General features: G+C 67.7%; 17 protein-coding genes. 2 read left to right on the top strand and 15 right to left on the bottom strand.

What is annotated here, in order from left to right; translation table 11 throughout:
- Positions 1-30: 30 nt before the first annotated feature.
- The 7 genes from KUV67_12920 to KUV67_12890 all read right to left on the bottom strand — a co-directional run bounded on the left by KUV67_12920 (position 31) and on the right by KUV67_12890 (position 4,675).
- The gene (locus KUV67_12920; GenBank protein MBY6205787.1) at positions 31-402 is read right to left on the bottom strand and encodes a hypothetical protein; all 372 of its coding nucleotides are present in this window, start codon (positions 400-402) and stop codon (positions 31-33) included.
- A 12-nt stretch (positions 403-414) separates the two neighbouring features.
- Positions 415-735, bottom strand: coding sequence for a succinate dehydrogenase assembly factor 2 (locus KUV67_12915; protein ID MBY6205786.1), 321 nt, complete (start codon positions 733-735; stop codon positions 415-417).
- A gap of 131 nt (positions 736-866) precedes the next feature.
- Positions 867-1,652 carry a succinate dehydrogenase iron-sulfur subunit gene (locus KUV67_12910; protein ID MBY6205785.1) on the bottom strand — a complete coding sequence of 262 codons (786 nt, stop codon included), beginning with the start codon at positions 1,650-1,652 and terminating at the stop codon, positions 867-869.
- A 52-nt stretch (positions 1,653-1,704) separates the two neighbouring features.
- Entirely contained in the window at positions 1,705-3,495 is a 1,791-nt protein-coding gene (gene sdhA, locus KUV67_12905) for a succinate dehydrogenase flavoprotein subunit (protein ID MBY6205784.1), read from the bottom strand.
- A 26-nt stretch (positions 3,496-3,521) separates the two neighbouring features.
- Entirely contained in the window at positions 3,522-3,905 is a 384-nt protein-coding gene (gene sdhD / locus KUV67_12900; protein MBY6205783.1) for a succinate dehydrogenase, hydrophobic membrane anchor protein, read from the bottom strand.
- Complete coding sequence (sdhC, locus tag KUV67_12895; GenBank protein ID MBY6205782.1) at positions 3,902-4,327, bottom strand: succinate dehydrogenase, cytochrome b556 subunit; 426 nt, start codon at positions 4,325-4,327, stop codon at positions 3,902-3,904. Before sdhC ends, sdhD begins: the two co-directional genes overlap by 4 nt.
- A gap of 123 nt (positions 4,328-4,450) precedes the next feature.
- Entirely contained in the window at positions 4,451-4,675 is a 225-nt protein-coding gene (locus KUV67_12890) for a DUF1674 domain-containing protein (GenBank protein MBY6205781.1), read from the bottom strand.
- 88 nt (positions 4,676-4,763) lie between these two features.
- On the opposite strand from KUV67_12890, the gene KUV67_12885 reads away from it, so the two are divergent.
- Both KUV67_12885 and KUV67_12880 read left to right on the top strand, forming a co-directional pair.
- Positions 4,764-5,558, top strand: a complete 795-nt coding sequence (locus KUV67_12885; protein ID MBY6205780.1) for a hypothetical protein — start codon at positions 4,764-4,766, stop codon at positions 5,556-5,558.
- Positions 5,559-5,721: 163 nt separating this feature from the next.
- On the top strand, positions 5,722-6,696 hold the full coding sequence (locus tag KUV67_12880) for a phosphate/phosphite/phosphonate ABC transporter substrate-binding protein (GenBank protein ID MBY6205779.1): 975 nt from the start codon (positions 5,722-5,724) through the stop codon (positions 6,694-6,696).
- Between the two features lie 101 nt (positions 6,697-6,797).
- Here the strand turns inward: KUV67_12880 and KUV67_12875 are convergent, their stop codons facing one another.
- The 8 genes from KUV67_12875 to KUV67_12840 form a co-directional block, all read right to left on the bottom strand.
- Positions 6,798-7,616: a class I SAM-dependent methyltransferase gene (locus KUV67_12875; GenBank protein ID MBY6205778.1), complete on the bottom strand. Its 819-nt coding sequence runs from the start codon at positions 7,614-7,616 to the stop codon at positions 6,798-6,800.
- A 311-nt stretch (positions 7,617-7,927) separates the two neighbouring features.
- Complete coding sequence (pgsA, locus tag KUV67_12870) at positions 7,928-8,485, bottom strand: CDP-diacylglycerol--glycerol-3-phosphate 3-phosphatidyltransferase (protein ID MBY6205777.1); 558 nt, start codon at positions 8,483-8,485, stop codon at positions 7,928-7,930.
- Positions 8,486-8,559: 74 nt separating this feature from the next.
- Positions 8,560-10,389, bottom strand: coding sequence for an excinuclease ABC subunit UvrC (uvrC, locus tag KUV67_12865; protein ID MBY6205776.1), 1,830 nt, complete (start codon positions 10,387-10,389; stop codon positions 8,560-8,562).
- Positions 10,386-10,883 (bottom strand): low molecular weight phosphotyrosine protein phosphatase, encoded by a 498-nt coding sequence (locus tag KUV67_12860; GenBank protein ID MBY6205775.1) that lies wholly within the window; start codon positions 10,881-10,883, stop codon positions 10,386-10,388. The genes uvrC and KUV67_12860 overlap by 4 nt, the downstream gene beginning before the upstream one ends.
- Positions 10,880-11,647, bottom strand: a complete 768-nt coding sequence (gene kdsB / locus KUV67_12855; GenBank protein MBY6205774.1) for a 3-deoxy-manno-octulosonate cytidylyltransferase — start codon at positions 11,645-11,647, stop codon at positions 10,880-10,882. The genes KUV67_12860 and kdsB overlap by 4 nt, the downstream gene beginning before the upstream one ends.
- Positions 11,640-12,614 (bottom strand): tetraacyldisaccharide 4'-kinase, encoded by a 975-nt coding sequence (gene lpxK / locus KUV67_12850; GenBank protein MBY6205773.1) that lies wholly within the window; start codon positions 12,612-12,614, stop codon positions 11,640-11,642. Before lpxK ends, kdsB begins: the two co-directional genes overlap by 8 nt.
- Positions 12,611-14,407: a lipid A export permease/ATP-binding protein MsbA gene (gene msbA / locus KUV67_12845; GenBank protein MBY6205772.1), complete on the bottom strand. Its 1,797-nt coding sequence runs from the start codon at positions 14,405-14,407 to the stop codon at positions 12,611-12,613. Before msbA ends, lpxK begins: the two co-directional genes overlap by 4 nt.
- Positions 14,404-14,829, bottom strand: a complete 426-nt coding sequence (locus KUV67_12840) for a biopolymer transporter ExbD (protein MBY6205771.1) — start codon at positions 14,827-14,829, stop codon at positions 14,404-14,406. The genes msbA and KUV67_12840 overlap by 4 nt, the downstream gene beginning before the upstream one ends.
- Positions 14,830-14,834 lie beyond the last annotated feature (5 nt).

Raw genomic sequence — 14,834 nt, 5'->3', positions numbered from 1 at the left:
AGCCTGCGTGGACGGGCCCGGCCGGGCGCCTCATGCCCCGCGCAGCACCACCTGCAGCCTACGCCAGGCGTCGGGATCGAGTTCATCGCGAAACAGGCCGAACACGCGCGAACCCCGGGCCGGATCGGTCACCCGGAACGCGCAGTAGAATCCGCTGGTGTAGAGCGGCTCGAAGCGCCCCTGCCAGCGGCCGGTCCGCGCTTCCGTGTCGACGACCACCAGGCCGGGCTGCGGATATCGGATCCGTAGCCGCTTCGAGCCGCCGTACAGCGCGCGAGCACCGAGAGCCAGCACGACAAGTCCGCTCGGCAGGGCCATCCAGGCCGCCAGGGACGATCGAACGACCGCGACAAGGGCGAGAAGCGTGGCCAGACCGACCAGCAGGCGCCGGAGCCTCGGCATCGGCCTCGCCGGTCAGGGCCGGCGCTCGACGACCCGCTGCACCTGTTCGGCCAGCGCGTCGTCGTCCGGGCGCCCCCGCCCCGTCACCCAGTCCCACAACCGGTCGTCCTCGGCGTCGAGCAGTTCGAGGAACCGGGCCCGTGACGAACGATCGGCGACCGGCCAGCACTGCTCGACCCATGCGGTCAGCAACGTGTCCAGCTCCCGCATGCCCCGCCGGCACCGCCAGCGCAGCTGCGATGCCGTCGGCTCGGTGTCCTCCGCGGCGCCGGTCACGTCAGCGGCCCCGCTGGAGCAGGAGAACGGAACGTGTAGAACGACCGGCAGGTGCAACGGACGCGTTCGCGAATCCGGAACCCCGGCCGCCGGAGCGCAGGAAGCGCAGCGGGCATGAGCATCCATGAGGATGCCGAGCACCGCCGGACGCTCTCAGCCATGCGCGCAGTCGGCCTCAGGCCTCACGATCAGACACCACGGCGTTCGAGCATGAGCTTCTTGATCTCCGCAATCGCCTTGGCGGGATTCAGCCCCTTGGGACAGGTCTTCGCGCAGTTCATGATCGTGTGACAGCGGTACAGCTTGAACGGATCTTCGAGGGCGTCCAGGCGCTCGCCGGTCGCCTCGTCACGCGAATCGGCCAGCCAACGATAGGCCTGGAGCAGGATCGCCGGCCCGAGGTAGCGATCGCCGTTCCACCAGTAGCTCGGGCAGGACGTCGAACAGCACGCGCACAGGATGCACTCGTAGAGTCCGTCGAGCTCGGCGCGATCCTCGCGGGACTGCAGGCGCTCCTTGTCGGGCGGCGGCGGACTCTGGGTCCGAATCCACGGCCGGATCGACGCGTACTGGGCGTAGAAGTGCGTCAGGTCCGGGACCAGGTCCTTGACCACGGGCATGTGCGGAAGCGGGTAGATCTTGACGTCTCCGCGAACCTCGTCGATGCCCTTGGTGCAAGCCAGCGTGTTCGTGCCGTCGATGTTGAACGCGCACGAGCCGCAGATCCCTTCGCGGCACGACCGCCGGAAGGTCAAGGTCGGGTCGTACTCGTTCTTGATCTTGATCAGCGCATCCAGCACCATCGGCCCGCACTTGTCGAGGTCGATCTCGTAGCGGTCGATACGCGGGTTGTCGCCCGAATCCGGATCCCAGCGATAGATGCGGAACGTCTTCGTGCGTTTCGCTCCGTCGGGCGCAGGAAAGTGCTTTCCGTCGCGGATCCGGGAATTCTTCGGAAGTCGGAATTGGGCCATGGGATCGGTTCCGTTTCGTTCGGTATCGCCGGCAGATCGCCGCCGGCTCGAGTCAGTAGGTGCGCTTCTTCGGCGGGATCACATCGACGTCGTCGGACAGCGTGTACATATGCACCGGCCGATAGTCGATCTTCGACTCGCCCTTGTCGTCCAGCCAGATCAGCGAGTGCTTCATCCAGTTCTCGTCGTCGCGATCCGGATGGTCTTCCTGGGCGTGGGCTCCCCGGCTCTCCTTGCGGTTCTCGGCCGAGGCGATCGTGCTGACCGCGTTGCCCAGCAGATTGCGAAGCTCCAGCGTTTCGACCAGGTCCGAGTTCCAGATCATCCCGCGGTCGCTGACCTTCACGTCGTCGAAGGACGCGTTGATCGCCCGGATCTTTTCCAGGCCCTCGGCCAGCGTCTTGTCGGTCCGGAACACCGCGGCGTCGTCCTGCATCGTGCGCTGCATGCGGTCGCGGATTTCCGCCGTGGACGAACTGCCGTCGGCGTGCCGGATTCTGTCGAACTCGCCGATGAGACCGTCGACGATGTCCTTGGACAGGGTCTTGTGCGGCTGGTCGGGCTTCATGGTCGCCGCGCAGCGCTTGGCCACGGCTCGCCCGAACACGATCAGGTCCAGCAGCGAGTTCGAGCCCAGTCGGTTCGCGCCGTGGACGGAAACGCATCCGGCTTCGCCGATCGCGAACAGGCCCGGGACGACCGCATCGGGGTCGCCGTCCTTCAGAGTGACCACTTCGCCGTGGTAGTTGGTCGGGATGCCGCCCATGTTGTAGTGCACCGTCGGGAGAACCGGAATCGGCTCCTTGGTCACGTCGACCCCGGCAAAGATGCGGGCGGTCTCCGCGATCCCAGGCAGGCGCTCGTTGATGACCTCCGGACCGAGATGCTGCAGGTTGAGGTGGATATGGTCCTTGTTCTCGCCGACGCCTCGACCTTCGCGGATCTCGATCGTCATGGACCGGGACACCACGTCGCGCGAGGCGAGGTCCTTGGCGTTCGGCGCGTAGCGCTCCATGAACCTTTCGCCCTCGGAATTGGTCAGGTAGCCCCCCTCGCCCCGGACGCCCTCGGTGATCAGGCAGCCCGCACCGTAGACCCCGGTGGGATGGAACTGGACGAACTCCATGTCCTGGAGCGGCAGCCCGGCTCGCAGCACCATGCCGTTGCCGTCACCGGTGCAGGTGTGCGCCGAGGTTGCCGACAGGTAGGCGCGGCCGTAGCCGCCGGTCGCGAGGATCACCGAGTGCGCGCGGAACACGTGGAGCTTGCCGGTGGCAAGGTCCCAGGCAAGCACGCCCCGGCAAGCGCCCTCTTCATCCATGATCAGGTCGATCGCGAAGTACTCGATGAAGAACTGCGCGTCATGCTTCAGGGACTGCTGGTACAACGTGTGCAGGATGGCGTGCCCCGTCCGGTCGGCCGCAGCGCAGGTCCGCTGCGCGGTGCCTTCGCCGAAGTGCGTCGTCATGCCGCCGAAGGGCCGCTGGTAGATCTTTCCTTCCTCGGTCCGCGAGAACGGCACGCCGAAGTGCTCCAGCTCGATCACGGAAGGAATGGCCTCGCGGCACATGTACTCGATCGCGTCCTGGTCGCCGAGCCAGTCCGACCCCTTGATGGTGTCGTACATGTGCCAGCGCCAGTCGTCTTCGCCCATGTTCCCCAGCGCGGCGCTCATGCCGCCCTGGGCCGCAACCGTGTGCGACCGGGTCGGAAACACCTTGGTCACGCAGGCCGTGTTCAACCCGGTCGCGGCCAGCCCCATGGTGGCCCTCAGGCCTGCACCGCCGGCGCCGACGACGACCACGTCGTACTCGTGCGTTTCGATCTCGTAGTTGGTAGACATCTGGTTTCGGGAAATCCTTGTTCGTATCAGCTGGCGAACGCGATGTTCAGCAGCGCGATGATCGACAACAGGCCGCCGACGATCGCGCCGATCGACACCGACAGGTGGAGCACCATTTCGGTTGGTCGGTGATGCACGTAGTCCTCGATGACGACCTGCAGTCCGAGCCGGCCGTGATAGAACGATGCGACGACGAACAGGATCGCCATCGCCGTGTTCCAGGGCGCGGCGAGCCACTCGCGGGCCGCTTCGAAATCGGAACCGGAGAGCACGGACAGCGCCCAGACGAGCCAGAGGGTCAGAGGCACCAGCAGAATCGCGCTGAAGCGCTGCGACCACCAGTGATCGACGCCCTCACCGGCGGCGCCATGGTTGTGCGCGTTGGCAAGCGGGTTTCGCAGGGACTTCATTGCACACCCCCGGGGGCTGCCGCCGCGGTCGCGATCATCGGCACCAGCCAGACGACCGCGGTCAGGACCAGGGCGGTCACGGCGACCGCGATCGCCGACGCCCGGGCCGGCCCGAGATCGAGCATCATGCCGGCGTCCCAGAACAGGTGGCGGATGCCGTTGAGCAGGTGATAGAACAGCGCAAGAGTCCATCCGACCAGCAACGCGATGGCGACCGGTGTCGCGAGCACGCCCTGCACCCGACCGAAGGCGTCCGGCCCTGCGGCCAGGGCAACCAGCCAGACGGTCACCAGCACCATGCCGGCGGAAAGGAGAAGCCCGGAAATCCGGTGGAGGATCGAGCCCGCCATGGTCCACTCCCAACGGTAGATCTGGAGGTGCGGTGAAAGCGGTCGTTGATCGTCGGAGGTGCGTGTGCTCATGCTGGCCTGCCGTGGTTGATATTTGGTTGGATGGTCACCGTTCCGGAACCGGCCGGTGACGCGAATCGCGAACGAGTGTACCGACGCCGGGGCGGAATCGTGGTGACGCGCCGGTCGTAGCGGTCAGAAGTCGATGCAACGACCGTTCTTTTCCCAGTCGCCGTAGCGCACCGGGTCCGGTCCCTTGCGCCCGCCGATCTCCGTCGGCCCAGGTTCGGGTTGTCCATGAGACACATCGCCGGCCGGGTGACCCGTTCGCTCCAAAGAGCCCTGAACGGATTCGCCCCCGGCAACGGAATCGTCGGCCCGCGGGCTCGCCCCGCCGACGTCGGCCTCCCCTGCCGGCATCGGTTCGCTTCGGTCGCGACGGCGTGAAACTCTTGCGTGATTGGACATGTCTGTATTCTAACTTCAACACGTGATTGGATGTCGTCAGATGCACCGCGAACGGAAGCCCAGCAGCAGCGATTCGATCGACCGATCGAGGGACCCCGAGCCCGCCCAGGCAGCCGGTGACCCGAGAGCGACGGACGCGCCCTTCGCGCTGCGCAGCATTGCGCTGGGCGGGGTCGATGCCGTCGACTTCGCGCAGGCCCAGTTCACCCTCGATGTCGACACGTTGAACCCCCGATTGTGGACACCCGCCGCGTGGTGCGACGCCAAGGGAAGGACGCTGACGCTGATGTTGCTCGCGATCGACGATGCGGGCGTGCAGATCGCCGTTCCCGATCGCCTGGCCGACGACGTGGTCCGGCGGCTTCGGATGTATCAGATCGGTCGCAATGTGACGATTTCCGACGCAGGTCCGATCGACTCGAGCCACGCCGACGGCTGGCCGCTGTCGTTCGACGCGACGCGTTCGCTGATTCCCGGGACTGCGAGCACCCCGCCGGACTGGGCGGCCTGGCTGGCCGAGGATATCCGGCACGGGATCGCGTGGATCCTGCCGGCGACGGCCGGCCGCTTCCTGCCCCAGATGCTGAAGCTCGAGGAGCTCGGCGGCCTGTCCTATCGCAAGGGTTGCTGGCCCGGCCAGGAAGTCGTCGCACGGGTGCGCTATCGGGGTCGCGTCACGCGGACCGTCGCCGCCTTCCGTGGTCCGGGCGATCCGCCAGAACCGGGAGCCACGGTCGCGGTCGAAGAGCTCGAAGGCACGGTGCTGTACGCGGTGGCCGATCCGGAGGCCCCGACCGAGCATACGGGCCTTGCCGTCGTGCCGTTCGCGGCCTGATCGGCCTGTCGTCGAGAGACGCCCCACAAGGACGTTCACCGAGGTTGAAATACATCACACTATGCTACTATCTGGTCCATAAATTGCATTTTCAATCAGCACGCTGGAGCCACCTGCTCGACTGAAAACTGCGAAAAAAGAATCTGCGCTGGGGTAGACACCAATGAACCATCCGACCAACGGAACGCTGCGCTCCGCGCCGGCCTCGACGACCGACGCGCCCATCGACTCCCGATTCCAAGCAACCGCGGATTCCGCGCCGAGCCCGCTTGCCCGGGCCTGGCTGCTGCTCTGCCTGCTCGTGCTGGCGCTGGCCGCCGGGCCTGCGGCGGCCCAGGAGGACGGTAGCGCCGCCAACACCGACGAAAGCGGAGGCGCCGAGGACGTGACCGTGCAGGAAATGACAGGACCGATCGAGATCCTGGTCAACCCCGTCTACCTGCCCGACCAGGCCGAGCTGGTCTACCAGCCGCTGGTCGACTACCTCCGGGCCGAAACGGGTCTGGATCTCCGGCTGACCACGGTACGCAATTTCCACCGCTACTGGCTGGAGGCCCGCCGCAACGACGCGGCCCCGCTCGTGCTGGAAGATGCCCACATGGCGGCATTCCGAAGGAACAACTTCGGCTACGTGCCGCTGGTCACGACTTCTCGCCCGGTCTCTTTCTCCTTGCTGGCCAGCAACGCAAGCATGGAACCGACTCTGGCGGAGTTCGTCGGCAAGCGCGTTTCGACGCTGCCGTCGCCGAGCCTCGGGTTCCTGATCCTGACCGACTGGTACGAGAACCCGCTGCAACAGCCGGTGGTGCTGTCCAACGCGACCTCCTGGCTGGATGCGGTGGAAATCGTGTTTTCGATGGAGGCCGATGCGGCCATCGTGCCGCAGTCGATCGCCGAAAAGTATCCGAACCTGATCACGATCGCGACCTCGGAAGAGATTCCCGGCCTGACGCTCTCGGCCGCCCCCTCGGTTCCCGAGAGCGTTCGCGATGCGGTAACGCAGGCGATGATCTCGCTGCACGAGAATTCGGACTACCATGCCGCGCTGTTCGAGCTCGACGTCGACCAGTTCGTCGAAGCCGATCCGGCCGACTATCGCGACCTCGACGCCTGGCTCGACAACATCTTCTCGCTGTAGAAGCGCAGCGCCGGATCTCGATCAAGAGAACGGAACACGACAGACGCAAGACGGCGGCCCGATCGGCCGCCGTTTGCAATTCCTGCCGCGATGACCTGCCGTCAGCGGCGGGCGACGAGATAGGCGATCCAGCCCGCGTCCGCATCGCCCTGTTCGCTGGCGGTGTAGATGCCGTCGCCCTCTCCGGTCTCTTCGTCGGTCCCTTCCCAGTACACCTCGGCGGAAGAGAATCCGGCCTCCAGCAGCAACTCGCGGACCTCCGGCAGCGTCCAGAGCCGCCAGTGGTACACGAAGGCGTCGTGAAGTTCCGAGCCGTCGGGAAACTCGAAATGGATCCGGCAGGTCATGTGCTGGTCGATCGGGTTGAATGCGGCCTGGTCCCAGACGTAGGTGAACTCGTCGTGCTCCGTGCGCTCCTCGAGTTCCTGGTGGGCCTCGTAGCCGCCGAAGGCGTCGAGAAAGAGGATGCCGTCGTCGGTCAGCGCCGCGCGTGCGCGCTCGAAGTAGGTCCGGAGCCGCTCGCGGGTCGTGAACAGGTAGTAGCTGAAGTTCATCGCCAGTACCGCATCGACCGGCGGCGTATCGACTTCGAGCACGTCGGCCTCGACCAGTTCGATGCGCGCGCGCTGCGCGTCGTCGAGTCTCGCCAGGTGGCGAGCCCTCCCCCAGTCGAGCGTCGGCCGGTCGAGGTCGACACCGATCGCCCGGTGATCCTCCCCCTGGCCGACCCAGTAGGCCGACGTGTTCGCCGTACCGCAGAAGTCCTCCCGGATGACCTTCAGCGGCCGCCCGGTCAGCGTCTCGAAGGTCTCGGAGACGAACTCCATCTCCGATTCCGGGTCCTGCACGCTGGCTTCGTACAGCGCGTGCCGATCGGCCTGCTCCGCCATCGTCCGCCTGCTCTTCTTCGCTTTCGCCATGTCTGTGCCTTATCGGATTGCGGGAACAACAGCGCCGATCAATTCGACAAATTGCTGCTCGAGAATTCGTCGCGAGCGGCCCCGGGCCGCCCCGGATCGGGGCCCGGGGAAGGCTTCACGCAGGAGCCCGCGGCGCACTCCAGGTTCGTGAGGAACCCGAGTACCGCCGAGCCGCCACGTTCCTACGATGCCGTCACAAACCGAGCGTCCGTGAGCGCGTTCGTGTCGGTGGCCGCCGGAACGCAGGAGTCCGGAGCGCACTGCAGGTGCGTGAGGAACCCGAGTACCGCCGGACGCCGACACGAACGCGCTCACGGGCGCTCGGACGTGATGGCCGGCCATGCCGATCGGAGGTAGATCACCATCGACCAGATCGTCAACACCGCCGCGATCACCAGCAGCACACGGCCAATGTCCATCACCGGCAGGCCGAGCAGCGGCTCGCCGTACAGGAGAAATCCGATCGCGACCATCTGGAAGATCGTCTTGGACTTTCCGACGCCGGAGACCTTCACCTTCGCCCGCTGGCCGATTTCCGCCATCCACTCGCGGAGCGCGGAAATCGTGATCTCCCGACCGAGGATGATGGCCGCTCCGAGCGCCAGCAGGGTTTCCGGATGGCGCTGAACGATGAGGACCAGCGCCACGGCCACCAGCAACTTGTCGGCCACCGGATCGAGGAAGGCTCCGAAGGGACTGGTCAGGCGGTAGCGACGCGCGATCCAGCCGTCGGCCCAGTCGGTGATGCCGGCGGCGATGAACAGTCCGACAACGACTTCGTTCGACCAGCCCTGCGGGAGGTAGAAGAACAGGACCAGCACCGGGATCACCACGATGCGAAGCAGTGTCAGGACGGTGGGAAGGTTCAGGGTCAAGGTCGCGGCCGCCGGATCGAACGTCAGGACTCGTATGGTACGCGCTTCAAGCGCGCAGATGCCGTGGATCAGCCGCGCAGGTGGCGATAGATCGATTCGGCCAGCTGTGCGTTGATGCCGTCGACCCGCATCAGTTCCTCCACGCCGGCGGCCCGAACGCCCTTCAACCCGCCGAAGTGATTGAGCAATTGCTGGCGGCGCTTCGGTCCGATGCCGGGAATCGCTTCCAGCGGCGAAGCCTGGGCCCGTTTCTGACGGCGCCGGCGATGGCCCTTGACCGCGAAGCGGTGCGCCTCGTCGCGAATCCGCTGGGCAAGCAGCGATGCGGGGTGATGCGGCCCGGGCGCCACTTCGCGGCCGGCCAGCACCCAGGTCTCGTAGCCCGAGCGACGTGCGGGCCCCTTGGCGATACCGACCACGGGTACCGCGTCCAGGCCCAGGTCGGCCAGGACCGCCCTGGCCCGGTCCGACTGACCGCGCCCACCGTCGATCAGGACCAGTTCGGGAATGCGGTCGGGCTCGTCGTCCAGGACCCTGCGGTAGCGGCGGGTCAGGACCTGGTCCATGGCCGCGTAGTCGTCGCCGGGCGTGATGCCCTCGATGTTGAAGGACCGGTAGAGCTTCTTCTGCAGCCCCTGGTCCGTATGGACCACGCAGGACGCCACGGTCTCGGTCCCGGAAATGTGGCTGATGTCGAAGCACTCGATGCGTGCGGGCGGCTGGTCGAGCTGCAGCAGATCGGCCAGCGCGGCCAGCTCTCGTCCGACCTGGTCGCGCTCGTTGCGGCGCCGGCGAAGCGCATCACGCGCGTTCGACTCGGCCAGCTGCAGCCATTGCCGTCGTTCGCCGCGCACCCGGTGGGCGATCCGCAGCGGACGTTCCCGGCGCGTGCGCAGCGCTTCGGTCAGCACGTCCACGCCTTCGGGCAGCGCCGAGACAAGGATCTCGGCCGGCGGCTGGCGCTCGGCGTAGTACTGGCCCAGAAACGCGGCCATGATCTCCGGCTCGTGCGCCTCGGCATCGATATTGCCCGGAAAGAAGGTCTTGCCGCCGACGTTGCGCCCTCCACGGAATTCGACCACCTGCACGGCCACCGTACCGCCCTCGGCGGCAAGCCCGATCACGTCGAGCTCCTCGGCCCCGTCGGTGACGAACTGGCTGGACTGGATCTTCCGGATCGCCTGGATCCGGTCGCGCAGCAAGGCGGCCGTCTCGAAATCCAGTTCCTGCGAGGCCTGCTGCATGCGTTCGCCGAGATGCCCGACGACACTCTCGTTCTCGCCCTTCAGGAACGCTCGCGCCGCCTGGACGTCGGCGGCGTAGTCCTCGTCGGAGATCAAACCGACGCAAGGCGCGGTGCAGCGCTTGATCTGGTACTGGAGGCACGGCCGCGAACGGTTGCGGAAGACGCTGTCGCGGCACTGGCGGACGCCGAACAGGCGATAGACCTGGTTCAGCGCCTCGCGCACGGCGCCTGCGCTCGAGAACGGTCCGAAATACTCGCCCGGTCGAGACCGCCCGCCCCGGTAGAAGCCGATCCGCGGATGCTTCTGGTGGCTGGTCAACCGGATCCAGGGATAGCTCTTGTCGTCGCGCAGATTGATGTTGTAGCGCGGCCGCAGGGCCTTGATCCATTCGTTCTCCAGCAGCAGCGCCTCGGCCTCGGTCCGCGTGATGCTGACCTCGATCGACCGGATCTTCGACACCATTAGCCCGATGCGCGCGCCCTTGTCCCGGCGGTCGAAGTAGCTCGAGACGCGCTTGCGCAGGTTGCGGGCCTTGCCGACATAGAGCGGCCGCCCCTGCCCGTCCCGCATCAGGTAGACGCCCGGTGCCTGGGCGAGGTCGCGCGCGACCGCCCGGCCGTCGAAGTCCGCGCCCTCCGACCGCTTGCTCATTCCGTCCCGGCGTCTCCGCGATGGCCGCCCGCCTCCGCGTCCCGAAGTTCCGACACCAGCGCGAGTGCGGCCGCCTCGAGCATGTCGATCACCCGCACGAAGCCTTCGTCGCCGCCGTAGTACGGGTCCGGCACCTCATCGACGCCGTAGTCCGGCACCAGGTCCATCACCAGGCGCAGCTCGGCGCGCGCATCGGCGGGCCGAAGGCGCTGCAACGCAGCGTGGTTCGCGCGATCCATGACGTAGATCCGGTGGAAGGCATGAAAATCCTCGACGGCGACCTGGCGGGCGACGTCGTCGGCGATGTCGATGCCGGCGTCCAGCGCCGCGCGAACGGCGCGCGGATCGGGAGCGCGTCCGACGTGGTAGTCGTGGGTGCCCGCCGATTCGCTGACGAACTCGATGCCGGCCTCGCGCAGGGTCCGGTCGAACACGCCCTTGGCGGTCGGGCTGCGACAGATGTTGCCCATGCAGACGTAGAGGATCCTGATCATGACGGTCGCTTCCGTTCCGGTCGATCGCGGCGGAACCGCGCGCGCATCGCGTCCAGGTCTTCGGGCGTGTCCACGCCCGGCGGCATCGCTTCCACCCCTTCGGCGACCACGATTCGCCACCCGGCGGCGAGCGCCCGGAGCTGCTCCAGGGACTCGAGCTCGGCCAGCGGACTGGCCGGCAGCGTGTTCCAGCGTTTCAGGGCACCTGCCCGATAGGCGTAGAGCCCGACGTGACGCCGGCCCCGCGGGCCCGGGTCCCCTCCGTCGCGCACGGCCGGAATCGGCGCGCGGCTGAAGTACAGCGCATTGCCCCCGGCATCGGCGACCAGCTTCACGATGTTGGGGTCGCGCCACTCCGCGGGACCCGCCAGCGGCGTCCACAGGGTCGCCATCTCCGCGTCGGTCCTCTCCTGCAGCAGATCGGCCAGCTGGCGGATGCAGGCGGGCGGAACGGCCGGCTCGTCGCCCTGCACGTTGACCACGATCGCATCCTGGCCCAGGCGCAAGCGCTCGACGGCCTCGGCCAGGCGCGCGGTGCCCGAGTCATGGTCCGCGGCGGTACGCGCCACGGCGAACCCGGCGGCCTCGACGGCCTCGGCGATCTCGTCGTTGTCGGTGGCGACATGAACGCTTGCGGCGCCGGACCGGCTCGCGCGTTCGGCGACGCGCACGACCAGCGGCTTGCCGCCCAGGTCGGCGAGGGCCTTGCGAGGCAGGCGGGTCGACTCCAGCCGCGACGGAATCAGGACATGAAACTCACTCATGGAAAAATTCTCGCACATGCGCACGCACCATCTCGCGCAACGAGTCCGGAAGGCGAGCTTCGACCCGTGCCACGAACAGGTCTCGCCTCGACTCGCCGTCCAGACGCGCGGCATCCTTCGCGGTGACGACGATCGGCCCCGGCAGGCCGGCCAGCCAGGATCTGTCGATCGCCTGGTGGTCGGCCAGGCGATGCCGACGCGGCCTGTAGCCCATCGCGGTCAGCGATTCGAAGAACCTCTCCGGGTCGGCGATCCCGGCCACCGCGTCGATGTCGCCGCGAGGCGGCGGCTCGGCCGGGGCACCGGAGACCCGGCCCCAGCCGCTCGGCACCAATTCGAAGCGCGGAAACGCGTCCGGTAGGTCCGCCACGACCGGCGCCTTGACCAGCACCGCGTCTACGTCCCGGAGTCTCGAAAGCGGCTGGCGCAGCGGCCCGGCGGGCAGCAGCGCGCCGTTGCCGAAGCCCCGCCGGCCGTCGATCACGCACAGCTCGAAGCTGCGCGGCAGGGCCGTGTGCTGGAGACCATCGTCGCTGATCACGACGTCGCACCCGCGTTCCACTGCGGCGGCCAGGGCACTCGCACGGTCCCGGCAGACCCAGACCGGCGCGCCGGTCGAACGGTGAATCGCCAGCGCCTCGTCGCCGGTGGTCACCGCGCGCGCTTCGGCCGTGACTTCGAGCGGGCGGGAAGGCTCCTCGCCGCCGTAGCCGCGGGAAATCACGCCGACCGCCACACCCTCGTCGCGCAGCATCCGCACCAGCGCCTCGACCACCGGCGTCTTGCCGCTACCGCCGGCGGTGAGGTTGCCGACCACGATGACCGGAATCGGCGGCACGGCCTCCGGGCGCTCGAGCCGTTGGGCCGTCCAGGCGCCGTACAGCCCGGCCAGCGGGCGCAAGAGCACCGGAGGACGCCGGCGTCGATACCACCAGCGATCGGCCAGCCGTTCGACCGCTCGCCTCATGCCGGATCGGTGTCCGGCGCCGGGGGCGCGGGCCCGTCACCGTCGGCGTCGTCGCGGAACTGGGCGTGGTACAGGTGCTGGTACAGCCCGTCCGGGCGAGCCAGCAGGTCCTCGTGTCGTCCCCGCTCCACGATTCGCCCCTTGTCCATCACGACCACCTGGTCCGCACGCTCGACGGTGGTCAGGCGGTGGGCGATGACCAGCGTCGTTCGGTCGGCCATCAGGCGCTTCATGCCGCGCTGGACCGCCTGCTCGGACTCCGCGTCCAGGGCCGACGTCGCCTCGTCGAGAATCAGGATCGGCGCATTCTTCAGCAGCGCCCGGGCGATCGCGATGCGCTGCTTCTGGCCGCCGGAAAGCTGCACCCCGGCCGCGCCGATCCGCGTATCGAGTCCGTTCGGCAACTGCTCGATGAACTCCATGGCGTGCGCCTGGCGTGCCGCCTCCTCGACATCGTCGCGCGAGGCATCGGCGAGCTGGCCGTAGCGGATGTTGCCCTCGATGCTGTCGTCGAACAGCACCGTCTGCTGGCCGACCAGGGCAATCTGGCGGCGCAGCGCGTCGAGATCGTAGTCGGCCAGGTCCCGGCCGTCGAGCAGGATGCGTCCGGCGCTGGGCGCGTGGAACCGCGGCAGCAGCCGAGCCAGCGTGGTCTTGCCCGAACCCGAGCGGCCGACCAGCGCGGTGACCGTCCCCCGCTCCAGTTCGAGGTCGATGCCCCGCAGCACGCGCCGTTCGTGGCCGGGGTAGCTGAAGCCGACGCGCTCGAAGCGCACCTCGCCGCGAACGCGCTCCGGGGTCTCGTCGCCGCCGTCGGGCTCGGGCCGTCTGTCCAGCACGTCGTAGATGGACTCGGCCGCAGCGATGCCCTTCTGGATCAGGACGTGCATGTTGGTCAGGCGCTTCAACGGCGGGATCGTCGCCACCATCGCGGCGAGAACCGACATGAAGATCCCGGCCGACACGTCGTTGCGCATGAACTGGCTGGCCGCGACCAGCAGCAGGACGACCACGGCACCGCCGGCGGCGAGCTGGATCAGCGACGAGGAGACCAGCTGGGTCGCCCGCAGCTTCAGGTGCAGGCGGCGATTCGATTCGTTGACCGCGGCGAAGTCCCCGGCTTCGCGCTGCTGCCCACCGAACACGCGGATGATCTCCTGACCCTTGACCGCCTGCTCGGTCCGGTGCGTGACCACGCCCATCGAGTCCTGGATGCGCCACGCGATCTTCCTGAAGCGGCGGCTGACGACGAAGACCACGAACGCGATCGCCGGAAGCAGCAGCAGCATGGTCAACGTCAGACGCCAGGACTGGAGCAGCATCACGGTCAGCAGGCCGATCACGGTCAACAGGTCGCGCACGCTGCCCAGCAGCGCCGTGGTGGCCGCCTGCGCGACCTGCTCCGTGTTGTAGGTGAGGCGCGAGATCATGGCCCCGCTGCCTTCTCGGTCGAACTCGGTCAGCGGGAGGTCCAGGTAGCGGCCGAACAGGTCACGACGCAGGTCCGCGATCAACCGTCGGCCGAGCCATTCCATGCCGTAGCCGCCGCCGAAGTTGCCGACCACGCGAACGACCACGGCCAGCATGACCAGACCGGGAAGCCACAGCGAAAACTCCGGCGCGCTGTTGCCCAGCGTGTCGTCGATCAGCGGCCGGAGAAGATAGACGAAGAGGGCCTGGCCGGCCGCATCCAGCGACACGGCGACCAGCGACGCGACCACGACCCACGGATGGCCTCGGAGAAAGCCGAGCAGTCGACGGTAGATCGTCGCCGCCGCCCCGGGTGCGCTCACGGCCCTGAACCGTCCTCTTCGACGGTCGCGATGCTCAGCCTGGAAATGCCCTGCGCCGCGGCGGCGTCGAGCGCGCGCACGACCAGCTCATGGCGCGCGCCGGCGTCGGCGCGGATCACCAGCGCGGCCTCGGGATCGGCCTCGAAGGCCTGGCGCAGGGCGAGCTCGAGGGTCGGTTTGCGCGAATCGGCCAGCATCTGTTCGCCGAGAAAGTAGTCGCCGGTTTCGGTGATGACCAGGTCGATCCGCTCCGGAACGGTTTCCTGGCGCGCGGTCGACGCCTCCGGCAGCACGACCCGCAGCAGGGCCTGGCGCTCGAAGGTGGCCGAGACCATGAAGAAGATCAGCAGGAGAAAGACCACGTCGATCAGGGAGGTCAGGTTGATCTCCGGCTCTTCGTCCTGTTCGGTCTGCAACTGCATCGCAA

The organism is Halomonas denitrificans (genome assembly GCA_019800895.1).
Lineage (GTDB): Bacteria > Pseudomonadota > Gammaproteobacteria > Xanthomonadales > Wenzhouxiangellaceae.
Note: the sequence above shows the minus strand (reverse complement) of the source record. Positions and strands in the feature narration are given on the sequence as shown.